This window comes from Streptomyces colwelliae, from assembly GCF_048158785.1.
Classification (GTDB): domain Bacteria; phylum Actinomycetota; class Actinomycetes; order Streptomycetales; family Streptomycetaceae; genus Streptomyces.
The window spans coordinates 1-10,443 of the sequence record NZ_JBLTJC010000355.1 but is presented as its reverse complement, the minus strand read 5'-3'; the positions used below and the strand labels follow the sequence as shown (position 1 = coordinate 10,443).

The window sequence follows — 10,443 nt, the reverse complement described above, 5'->3', positions numbered from 1 at the left end:
AGGCCGTCCTCCGTCTCTAGGGGGACTCTTACTTCGACTTCCCGTAACTCCCGGTAACTTTGCGGAACTTCAGCGAAATGTCCGAAGTCGCAGGCTGTTGGAGACCACGAACACCGACGAGAAGGCCATCGCGGCCCCCGCGATCATGGGGTTCAGCATCCCCGCGGCGGCCAGCGGGAGCGCGGCCACGTTGTATCCAAAAGCCCACACGAGATTGCCCTTGATGGTGCTGAGCGTCTTCCGGGACAGCCGGATCGCGTCCGCGGCCACCCGCAGGTCCCCGCGCACCAGCGTCAGATCGCTCGCCTCGATCGCCGCGTCCGTCCCGGTGCCCATCGCGAGCCCGAGATCGGCGGTGGCGAGCGCGGCGGCGTCGTTGACCCCGTCGCCGACCATGGCGACGGTCCGCCCCTCGCCCTGAAGCCGTCGTACGACATCGACCTTGTCCTCGGGCAGTACTTCCGCGATGACGTCCCCGGGAGAGATCCCGACGGCGGCGGCCACCGCATCGGCCACCGCCCGGTTGTCCCCGGTCAGCAGCACCGGAGTGAGCCCGAGGGCCCGCAGTTCGCGTACGGCCTCGGCGCTGGTCTCCTTGACCGCGTCGGCGACCGCGACGACTCCGCGCGCCGCTCCGTCCCAGCCGACCACCACGGCCGTACGTCCGCCGCTCTCGGCCTCGGACCTGGCGCGGGCCAACTCCTCCGGGAGATCGTCGTAGAGGCGCCCCACGGCCACCTCACGGCCCTCCACGCGGCCGCGTACGCCGCGTCCGGGTACGTTCTCGAAGTGCTCGGCCGACGGCAGTGGTCCCACCCGCTCCTCCGCGCCCGCCGCCACGGCTCGCGCGACGGGGTGTTCGGAGGCGTGCTCCAGGGCGCCCGCTAGCCGCAGCAGCTCCCGCTCGTCGGTGCCGTCGGCGACGTAGACCTCCTGGAGGGTCATGCGGCCGGTGGTGATCGTGCCGGTCTTGTCGAGTACGACGGTGTCGACGCGGCGGGTGGACTCCAGGACCTCGGGGCCCTTGATGAGGATGCCGAGTTGGGCGCCGCGGCCGGTGCCGACCATGAGGGCGGTCGGGGTGGCCAGGCCCAGCGCGCACGGGCAGGCGATGATCAGCACGGCGACGGCCGCGGTGAACGCGGCGGCCACGTCACCCGTGACTCCGAGCCACACCCCGAACGTGCCGAGCGCGATCAACAGCACCACCGGCACGAAGATCCCGGAGATCCGGTCCGCGAGCCGCTGCACCTCGGCCTTGCCGTTCTGCGCGTCCTCCACCAGCCGTGCCATACGGGCGAGTTGGGTGTCCGACCCGACACGGCTCGCCGCTACGACGAGCCGCCCGCCGGCGTTCACCGTCGCGCCGGTGACCGTGTCACCCGGTGCCACGTCCACCGGCACCGACTCGCCGGTCAGCATCGACGCGTCGACCGCCGAGGCGCCCTCGACGACGGTGCCGTCGGTCGCGATCTTCTCGCCGGGCCGTACGACGAAACGGTCCCCGACCGCCAACTCGCCGACCGGGACCCGCACTTCACGACCGTCCCGCAGTACGGCGACGTCCTTGGCGCCCAGTTGCATGAGCGCGCGCAGGGCCGCTCCCGCACGCCGCTTCGAGCGGGCCTCCAGATAGCGGCCCAGCAGGATCAACGCGACGACTCCGGCGGCCACTTCGAGGTAGATCGTCGAGGCGCCGTCCGTACGCGAGACGGTGAGGCGGAACTCGTCGTGCATGCCGGTCATGCCCGCGTCGCCCCAGAACAGCGCCCACAGCGACCAGCCGAACGCGGCCAGCGTGCCGACCGAGACAAGGGTGTCCATGGTGGCCGCGCCGTGCCGGGCGTTGGTGAACGCGGCCTGGTGGAACGGGAGTCCGCCCCAGACGACGACGGGCGCGGCGAGGGTGAGCGCGAGCCACTGCCAGTTGTCGAACTGGAGGGCCGGAATCATCGAGAGCAGCACGACGGGCACGGCGAGGAGGGCGGAGACGGTCAACCGCTCGCGCAGGGAGGCGAGTTCGGGATCCTCGTCGGGAGTGTCCCGCGTTTCGGGTTCCGGCGGCGCGGGTTCCTCGGCGGTGTACCCGGTCTTCACCACGGTCGCGATGAGGTCGGCGACCTGGATGCCCGCCGGGTAGCTGACCTTCGCCTTCTCGGTCGCGTAGTTGACCGTGGCGGTGACGCCGTCCATGCGGTTGAGCTTCTTCTCGACGCGGGCCGCGCAGGAGGCGCAGGTCATCCCGCCGATGAGCAACTCGACCTCGGCGGCGGGTTCGGGGGTCGCGGCTATGGGTGTCTCCGCGGTGGTGCCGATCGTGGTGGTGCTGGTCATGTCCGGACTCCAGACATCGGACCGGACCGCGCGGAGCCAGTATCAGCTGGTCGGCACGGCCCGGTCGGAGAGAACAGAAGTGTGGTGCCGGTGCTGTTTCAGGCCTGGCCGACGAGCTCGAAGCCCGCCTCGTCGACCGCCGCGCGGACGGCCTCGTCGTCGAGCGGGGCGGCGGATACGACGGTGACCTCGCCGGTCGACGCGACGGCCTTCACCGAGGTGACGCCGGGCAGCCCGGAGAGCTCGCCGGAGACGGAGCCCTCACAGTGTCCGCAGCTCATCCCGCTCACCTTGTAGACGGTGGTGACGGAACCCTGGGTGTCGGTCTGGGAGGTCATGTCGTTCTCCTCGTGGAGGCGTGTGGAGGTGTATGCGGTCGGAGTGGCCCACGGTGGCTCACTCTGTGCTTCACACTATACCCCTAGGGGGTATTTCTCCAAGAGGGGTCGCGCCGGGCCAGCGACCGCACCCAGGCCACGCCGAACAGCGCCACGAGCACCATCCCGCCCACCGAGAACACCGTGAACAGATGCTCCTGCTGGTCGGTCGGCGCCGGGATGTACCCCTGGGCGAACAGCTGTCTGTCCAGGCCCGCGCCCGACAGCCGGGCCACCAGCCAGATCGCGATGCCGTGCGTCGAGTCCCACAGGGCGTGCAGCAAGGAGACGCCGAGATACGTGCCGACGACCGGGCCGGTGAACCGGAAGCGCCCGTTCAGCTGCCGGTACGTGAGCAGGACGCCACCCGCGACCGCCGTTCACAGGCCGTGCCCGAAGGGTGCGAGGACCCCGCGCAGGATCTCGGTCTCCAGAAGGGCCCGCAGATCGATGCCCTTGGCGGAGACGGCCGCGTTGAAGGCGTACCCGGCGCTCTCCAGGGCCGCGAAACCGAAGCCGACCGTCGCGCCCAGCACCAGCCCGGCGCGCATCCCGTGCAGCCGGGGCTGCCGGCGCAGCACGAACATCAGCGCCCCCAGCTTCACGGCCTCCTCGATGAGGCCGACGCCGACGAACATCCACAGGGAGGGGTGCAGCAGGTAGTACTCCATGACCGAGGCGCCCAGCACCCCGAGCGTGCCGCCGGTCAGGAAGCAGCCCAGGATCACGCTCACGCCCAGGTCGCGCCCGTGCCGCTCGTACGCCCACAGCACGAAGGTCACCGGCACCAGGAAGCTGCCGAGCAGGATCAGCGTCGGCAGCAGGGTGGTGTTCTTGGTCGCGTACGTGACCAGCGCGGTCAGTACCCACAGCGCCAGCCCGCCGCCCAGGCAGTGCTTCCACAGGCCGGTACGGATCTGGGGGTACGTCGGCGGAGGCTGCTGCGGCCCGGGGATACGGGCCCGGGGCGCGCCCGGCGGCGGAGAGTAGGTCACGGCAAATCCCCTCGTACTCCTACAGGGCAGATTTACCGGCACTTTATGGTAGATACGCCTCATGTCGCAGTCCGGGACGCTCATCCTGATCATGACCATCGCCGTACTGGCGCCCCTGCTGGCCTACGCGATCGGCCGCCGTCTCCCGGTCCCGCTGGTCATCTTCGAGATCCTGCTGGGCATCCTCGTCGGTCCCGACGTACTCGGCTGGGCGGGCGACGGACAGGTGATCGACACCCTCTCCGACCTCGGTCTGACGATGCTGATCTTCCTCGCCGGATACGAGATCGAGTTCGACAAGATCCGGGGGGACACGCTCAGACGGTCGGTACGCGCGTGGCTGATCTCCTTGGCGGCAGGCCTGGCCCTGGCCACCGCGCTCTCCGGCTGGTCCAAGGGTGTCTACGTCGGCACGGCCCTCACCAGCACCGCCCTCGGCACGGTCCTGCCGGTCCTGCGTGACGCCGGGGACCTGCACTCGCGCTTCGGCTCCGTGATGCTGGCGGTCGGCGCGGTGGGGGAGTTCGGCCCGATCATCGCGATGGCGCTGCTGCTGAGCGGCCGGGCGCCGGGCCGTTCCACAGCACTCCTGGCCGCGTTCGCCCTGCTCACGGCGGCGGCCGTGTGGTGGGCGCTGCGCCCCCGTCCGCCGTGGTTCTCCCGGATCATCGCCAAGACCCTCCACAGCAGCGGCCAGTTCGCCGTACGACTCGTCGTGCTCCTCCTGGCGGTCATGCTGGGCATCTCCGGGGCCCTCGGCCTCGACACCCTCCTCGGCGCCTTCGCCGCCGGCCTGATCACCCGCCTGGTGCTGCACGGAGCGGCCCCGGAGAGCGCGGATTCGGTCCTGGAGAAGATCGAGGCGATGGGCTTCGGCTTCCTGGTCCCGGTGTTCTTCGTGGTCACCGGCATCGAGTTCGACCTGGACGCTCTGCTGTCCGGAGGCCACGCCTTGTTGCTTCTCCCGATTTTCCTGGTGCTGTTCCTCCTCGTCCGAGGCCTTCCGGTCTACGCCCTCGCCCCACGCGATCTCGTACGCCGGGACCGGCGCGCCCTCACGCTGTTCGCCTCGACCGCGTTGCCGTTGGTCGTGGCCATCACGACGATCGGGGTGGACGACAAGGTGCTGAAGTCGGCGGACGCGGCGGCGTTGGTGGGGGCGGCGATGGTGTCGGTGTTGGTCTTTCCGTTGGTGGCGTTGAGGTTGCGGGGGGAGAAGGTTGCGGGGAAGGGGGTAGGAACGGGGTCGGAGTCGTGGTGAACGGGGGGCTGAGCGCTCTGAAGGGGCGCGGGGCTGTATCGATATGCGGCTCCGCCGCGGGGCGCGACCAGCCACGACGCACCCGCAGACGGCAATGGCGACAGGAGCGCAGATGAGAGCGGTGGTCTTCGAGCAGTACGGGGAACCAGCCGAGGTACGGGAAGTACCGGACCCTCACCCCACAGACCACGGAGTAATCGTCCGGGTCGAGGCAACAGGCCTCTGCCGAAGCGACTGGCACGGCTGGCAGGGCCACGACCCCGACATCACGTTGCCCCACGTCCCGGGCCACGAACTCGCCGGCGTGGTCGAGTCGTTGGGCCCCCGGGTGACCGCCTGGCACCCCGGCGACCGCGTCACCGTACCTTTCATCTGCGCCTGCGGAACCTGCCCCGCCTGCGCCGTGGGCGACCAGCAGGTGTGCGAGCGCCAGACCCAGCCCGGCTTCACCCACTGGGGTTCCTTCGCCCAGTACGTCGCCCTGGACCACGCCGACGTGAACCTGGTCGCGATGCCGGACGAGATGACCTTCGCGACGGCGGCCTCGCTGGGCTGCCGGTTCGCGACGGCGTTCCGCGCGGTGGTGCAGCGGGGCCGGGTCGCGCCGGGGGAGTGGGTCGCGGTGCACGGCTGCGGGGGAGTCGGCCTGTCGGCGGTGATGATCGCGGCGGCCGCCGGCGCCCGGGTCGTCGCGGTGGACATCTCACCCCAAGCACTCGCGCTGGCAAGGAAGTTCGGGGCGGCGGAGTGCGTGGACGGTACGAGCACCCCGGACACGGCGCGGGCGGTACGCGAACTGACAGGCGGCGGCGCCCACTTGTCGCTGGACGCCCTGGGCTCCCCGGCGACCTGTGCCGCCTCGGTGAACGGCTTGCGCCGCCGGGGCCGCCACATCCAGGTCGGCCTCCTGCCCTCCCCGTCCGGCACGACCCCGGTCCCGATGGCCCGCGCGATCGGCCTGGAACTCGAACTCCTCGGCAGCCACGGCATGGCGGCCCACACCTACCCGCCCATGCTGGAACTGGTCCGAGCGGGGGTGCTCCGACCCGACCTCCTGGCCACCACGACGATCACCCTGGACGAGACACCGGCGGCGCTCGCCGCGATGGGGACGGCACCGGGAGCGGGGGTGACGGTCATCGAACCGTGGAGGTGACTCCCCGGCGACCGACGCGGTGCCGGGCGCCCGGTACCGCGTCGGCCCCTCCGGTCGGCTCAGTCGTCTCTGCGACCCCGGTTGCCCGGCCTGGAGGCGACCCAGGCCCGGACCGTGTCGGCGTACCAGAACGGCTTGCCGCTCTCCACGTGGTCGGGCGGGGGCAGCAGGCCGTGCTTGCGGTAGGAGCGGACGGTGTCGGGCTGGACGCGGATGTGGGCCGCGATTTCCTTGTACGACCAGAGCCGTCGGTCGGTCATGAGTGCACCTCCCTGCGCGCGCCGCGGCGGCGGCCGGGGGCGGCCGTCGGGGGAGCCGTGCGCTGCGCTGGCGATCACAAAGCCTGTGCCGGGTGAACGACACAGAGTGAGGGACGGGAAGCGCCTGTCGACCGGGTGTGACGCAAAACCCGCGTACACGCGACATGTGTGACACGAGGGGGGCTTTTGTGACACAGGTGACGCAAAGGCGCACGCGGGCGCATGGGCGCGGCGCGTTGACTAGCGCCCCGTAAGGGGTGCGGGGCTGTATCGATGTGCGGCTCCGCCGCGTGGGTGCGAGCAACCACAACGCACCCGCACCCGACAAACCACCGTCGCCACGGCCGCCACCGTGCAAGCCCTTACCCTCAAGCTGCCTCGTCTCGTCCGAATGTCTGGACAAAACATTGACAGGGCTCGGGGCGCGGGACTACAAACCGTGGAGAGCCGAAACGAAGCCGCTCCGCATCCGGTCCTCAGGGGGCCCGGAGGTGAGGGCGCGAAGGGAAGTCGATGGCGTACGACCTGATCACCATGGGGCGGCTAGGGGTGGACCTCTATCCGCTACAGACGGGCGTGCCGCTGCCCCAGGTGACGACCTTCGGGAAGTTCCTCGGCGGCTCGGCGGCGAACGTCGCGGTCGCCGCCGCGAGGCTGGGCCGCGAGGTGGCCCTGGTGTCGCGCACCGGCGACGACCCCTTCGGCACCTATCTGCACGAGGCGCTCCGCGACTTCGGCGTCGACGACCGCTGGGTCACACCCGTCGCGGACTACCCGACCCCGGTCACCTTCTGCGAGATCTTCCCGCCGGACGACTTCCCGCTGTACTTCTACCGGCAGCCCAAGGCCCCGGACCTGGAGATCGACGCCCACGAGCTCGACCTGGACGCGATCCACTCGGCCCGCATCTTCTGGATCACCGGCACGGGCCTGAGCGAGGAGCCCAGCCGTACGGCCACGCTCGCCGCCCTCGCCCACCGCGCCAAGTCCGGTACGACGGTCTTCGACCTCGACTGGCGGCCGATGTTCTGGAAGGACCCGAGCGCGGCCCGCCCCTTCTACGAAGAGGCCCTGCGCCACACCACCGTCGCCGTCGGCAACCTCGACGAGGTGGAGGTCGCCACCGGCGTACGCGAACCGCACGCCGCCGCCCGCGCGCTGCTGGACGCCGGTGTCGAACTCGCCGTCGTCAAGCAGGGCCCCAAGGGCGTCCTCGCGGTCAACCGGGCCGGCGAGTCGGCCGAGGTGCCCCCGCTGCCGGTGAACGTCCTCAACGGACTCGGCGCCGGTGACGCCTTCGGCGGCTCCCTGTGCCATGGCCTGCTGTCCGGCTGGGACCTGGAGAAGATCATGCGGCACGCCAACGCGGCCGGCGCGATCGTCGCCTCGCGCCTGGAGTGCTCCTCCGCGATGCCCACGGTCGCCGAGGTCGAGGGCGCGATCGCCGCCGGAGCGGTCCTGTGAGGGCCGGCCGCGTGACGGGCGCCGAGCACGAACACGGGGGCGGGGACGAACACGGGGGCGGCGACGGTCTCACCGGTCCGTCGGATCCCTCCGGGCCCGCGGGGCACGAGGGCGGCACCGGCCCCCGGGTCGACATCTCCGAGCTCGTCCGCGTCCGCACCCGCCACCCCGAGGCGATCGCCGAGGCCGCCGCCCGGCGAGTCCGGCGGCCCCTCCTCAACGACGCCGGCCGGCTGATGATCGTCGCCGCCGACCACCCGGCGCGTGGCGCGCTCGGCGTCGGCGACCACAAGTTCGCCATGGCCAACCGCGCCGAACTCCTCGAACGCCTCTGCCTGGCCCTCTCCCGGCCCGGTGTCGACGGCGTCCTCGCGACCGCCGACATCCTGGACGACCTGCTCCTCCTCGGCGCCCTCGACGGCAAGGTCGTCATGGGCTCGATGAACCGCGGCGGCCTCCAGGGCGCGAGCTTCGAACTCGACGACCGCTTCACCGGCCACCGCGCCCAGGACATCGAGCGCCTCAACTTCGACGCGGGCAAGCTGCTGCTGCGCATCGACTACGACGACCCGGGCTCCCTCACCACCCTGGAGTCCACCGCCCGCGCCATCGACGACATGGCCGCGCGTCAACTCCCGCTGTTCGTCGAGCCGTTCATCAGCCGCCGCACGGACGAGGGCAAGCTGAAGAACGACCTCTCCGCCGACGCCGTCATCAAGTCCATCGCCATCTCCTCGGGCCTGGGCGGCACTTCGGCCTACACCTGGCTCAAGCTCCCCGTCACCGAGAACCCGGACGACATGGCCCGGGTCATGGAGACCTCCACTCTCCCCGCGGTCCTCCTCGGCGGTGAGGTCGGCGACGACCAGGACGGCGCCTACGAGAAGTGGCGCGGCGCCCTCCAACTCCCCACCGTGCGCGGCCTGGTGGTCGGCCGCTCGCTGCTCTATCCGGCGGACGGAGATGTCGCCGCCGCCGTGGACACCGCCGTAGGGCTGCTGTGAGGGCCGTGTTATGACGACCGCCGAGCAGTCGTGCGTCCCCGAGCTGTACGTCCCCAGGGGCTCCGCCGCCAACGCGCAGTACGCCGTGGACATCGACCCCAAGCGGGCCGGCTGGACCCACAGCAGTCTGCGAGTTGTCGAGCTGGAGCCGGGCGGGACACACCACTTCACCACCGGTGACAGCGAGTGGATCGTGCTTCCGCTCAGCGGTGGATGTACCGTGCGAATTGCGGACGAAGAGTTCCAACTCCTGGGCAGGGAAAGCGTGTTCGCCGGAGTCACCGACTTCGCGTACGTGCCCCGCGACGCCCAGGCCAAGATCGCCTCCGGCGCGGGAGGCCGCTTCGCCCTGGCAGGAGCGAAGTGCGAGCGACGACTCCCCGCTCGCTACGGCCCCGCGCCGGAGGTTCCGGTGGAACGACGCGGCGACGGCACCTGCCTTCGCCGCGTCCGCAACTTCGCCTCCGCGGACGCCTTCGACTGCGACAAGCTGATCGCCGTAGAAGTCATCACCCCCGGCGGCAACTGGTCCTCGTATCCGCCCCACAAGCACGACGAACAACGGCCGGGCGAGGAAGCCGAGTTGGAGGAGATCTACTACTTCGAGATCGACGGCCCGAACGGTTTCGGCTATCAGCGCGTATTCCCCTCCCGTGAGGGCGGATCCGACGTCCTCGCGGAGGTCCGCTCCGGCGACGCCGTGCTCGTGCCCGATGGCTGGCACGGCCCGTCGATCGCCCAGCCGGGTCACGACATGTACTACCTGAACGTCATGGCGGGGCCGGGTGGAACGAGGGAGTGGCGGATCTGCTTCCACCCGGACCACGTTGAAAGCACAGGTGGTTACCGATGACCTCGACGACGAGGCTGACGGTCGCACAGGCACTCGTACGGTTCCTGTCCGTCCAGCACACCGAACGCGACGGCGTACGGCGGCGGTTGATCGACGCGACCTGGGGCATCTTCGGTCACGGCAACGTGGCCGGCCTCGGCCAGGCCCTCATCGAGTACGCCGAGGAGATGCCGTACCACCAGGGCCGCAACGAACAGTCCATGGTCCACGCGGCGGTCGGCTACGCGCGTCAGTCGAATCGCCTGTCCGCACACGCCGTTACGACATCGATCGGCCCCGGCGCCACCAACCTCGTCACCGGCGCCGCCCTCGCCACCATCAACCACCTCCCGGTCCTGCTCCTCCCCGGCGACACCTTCGCCACCCGCGTCGCCGACCCGGTGCTCCAGCAGCTCGAAGTCCCGTACGCGGGCGATGTGTCGGTCAACGACTGTCTGCGCCCGGTGTCGAAGTACTTCGACCGGATCACCCGCCCGGAAGCGCTCATCCCCGCGGCCCTGAACGCCATGCGCGTGCTGTCCGACCCCGTGGAGACCGGAGCTGTAACCCTCGCTCTCCCGCAGGACGTTCAGGCCGAGGCGTACGACTGGCCGGACGAGTTCTTCGCCGAACGCACCTGGCACGTAAGGCGACCGGCCGCCGACCCGGCCGAACTCGCCGAAGCGGTAAGGGCGGTTCGGGCTTCGGAACGCCCCCTGATCATCGCGGGCGGCGGAGTCCACCACAGCCGTGCGGAGGC

General features: G+C 70.7%; 9 protein-coding genes and 1 pseudogene. 6 read left to right on the top strand and 4 right to left on the bottom strand.

The window, feature by feature from the left end; genetic code table 11:
• Positions 1-69: 69 nt before the first annotated feature.
• The 3 genes and pseudogenes from ACNFOC_RS43370 to ACNFOC_RS43360 form a co-directional block, all read right to left on the bottom strand.
• Positions 70-2,334, bottom strand: a complete 2,265-nt coding sequence (locus tag ACNFOC_RS43370) for a heavy metal translocating P-type ATPase (protein WP_416964507.1) — start codon at positions 2,332-2,334, stop codon at positions 70-72.
• Between the two features lie 98 nt (positions 2,335-2,432).
• A complete protein-coding gene (locus ACNFOC_RS43365; protein ID WP_416964506.1) occupies positions 2,433-2,672 on the bottom strand; it encodes a heavy-metal-associated domain-containing protein in 240 nt (79 codons plus the stop codon).
• 83 nt (positions 2,673-2,755) lie between these two features.
• A pseudogene (locus ACNFOC_RS43360) lies at positions 2,756-3,706 on the bottom strand (PrsW family intramembrane metalloprotease).
• A 61-nt stretch (positions 3,707-3,767) separates the two neighbouring features.
• Between ACNFOC_RS43360 and ACNFOC_RS43355 the strand changes: the two are divergent.
• Together ACNFOC_RS43355 and ACNFOC_RS43350 are read left to right on the top strand one after the other, a co-directional pair.
• The gene (locus ACNFOC_RS43355) at positions 3,768-4,967 is read left to right on the top strand and encodes a cation:proton antiporter (protein ID WP_416964505.1); all 1,200 of its coding nucleotides are present in this window, start codon (positions 3,768-3,770) and stop codon (positions 4,965-4,967) included.
• A gap of 112 nt (positions 4,968-5,079) precedes the next feature.
• A complete protein-coding gene (locus tag ACNFOC_RS43350; protein WP_416964504.1) occupies positions 5,080-6,123 on the top strand; it encodes a zinc-dependent alcohol dehydrogenase family protein in 1,044 nt (347 codons plus the stop codon).
• A 59-nt stretch (positions 6,124-6,182) separates the two neighbouring features.
• Here ACNFOC_RS43350 and ACNFOC_RS43345 read toward each other — a convergent pair whose 3' ends face one another.
• On the bottom strand, positions 6,183-6,383 hold the full coding sequence (locus tag ACNFOC_RS43345; protein WP_200691293.1) for a helix-turn-helix transcriptional regulator: 201 nt from the start codon (positions 6,381-6,383) through the stop codon (positions 6,183-6,185).
• A gap of 513 nt (positions 6,384-6,896) precedes the next feature.
• On the opposite strand from ACNFOC_RS43345, the gene iolC reads away from it, so the two are divergent.
• The 4 genes from iolC to ACNFOC_RS43325 form a co-directional block, all read left to right on the top strand.
• On the top strand, positions 6,897-7,847 hold the full coding sequence (gene iolC, locus ACNFOC_RS43340; protein WP_416964503.1) for a 5-dehydro-2-deoxygluconokinase: 951 nt from the start codon (positions 6,897-6,899) through the stop codon (positions 7,845-7,847).
• 134 nt (positions 7,848-7,981) lie between these two features.
• Complete coding sequence (locus ACNFOC_RS43335) at positions 7,982-8,851, top strand: Cgl0159 family (beta/alpha)8-fold protein (protein WP_416964508.1); 870 nt, start codon at positions 7,982-7,984, stop codon at positions 8,849-8,851.
• A gap of 10 nt (positions 8,852-8,861) precedes the next feature.
• Complete coding sequence (iolB, locus tag ACNFOC_RS43330; protein WP_416964502.1) at positions 8,862-9,704, top strand: 5-deoxy-glucuronate isomerase; 843 nt, start codon at positions 8,862-8,864, stop codon at positions 9,702-9,704.
• Positions 9,701-10,443: thiamine pyrophosphate-binding protein (locus tag ACNFOC_RS43325; protein WP_416964501.1), on the top strand; the 743-nt coding region annotated here is incomplete at its 3' end. The genes iolB and ACNFOC_RS43325, both read left to right, overlap by 4 nt.

Excerpts from the sequence above, each read along its gene's own strand:
- ACNFOC_RS43370 (WP_416964507.1), bottom strand. The coding sequence starts at position 2,334 with ATGACCAGCACCACCACGATCGGCACCACCGCGGAGACACCCATAGCC.
- ACNFOC_RS43365 (WP_416964506.1), bottom strand. The coding sequence starts at position 2,672 with ATGACCTCCCAGACCGACACCCAGGGTTCCGTCACCACCGTCTACAAG.
- ACNFOC_RS43355 (WP_416964505.1), top strand. The coding sequence starts at position 3,768 with ATGTCGCAGTCCGGGACGCTCATCCTGATCATGACCATCGCCGTACTG.
- ACNFOC_RS43350 (WP_416964504.1), top strand. The coding sequence starts at position 5,080 with ATGAGAGCGGTGGTCTTCGAGCAGTACGGGGAACCAGCCGAGGTACGG.
- ACNFOC_RS43345 (WP_200691293.1), bottom strand. The coding sequence starts at position 6,383 with ATGACCGACCGACGGCTCTGGTCGTACAAGGAAATCGCGGCCCACATC.
- iolC (WP_416964503.1), top strand. The coding sequence starts at position 6,897 with ATGGCGTACGACCTGATCACCATGGGGCGGCTAGGGGTGGACCTCTAT.
- iolB (WP_416964502.1), top strand. The coding sequence starts at position 8,862 with ATGACGACCGCCGAGCAGTCGTGCGTCCCCGAGCTGTACGTCCCCAGG.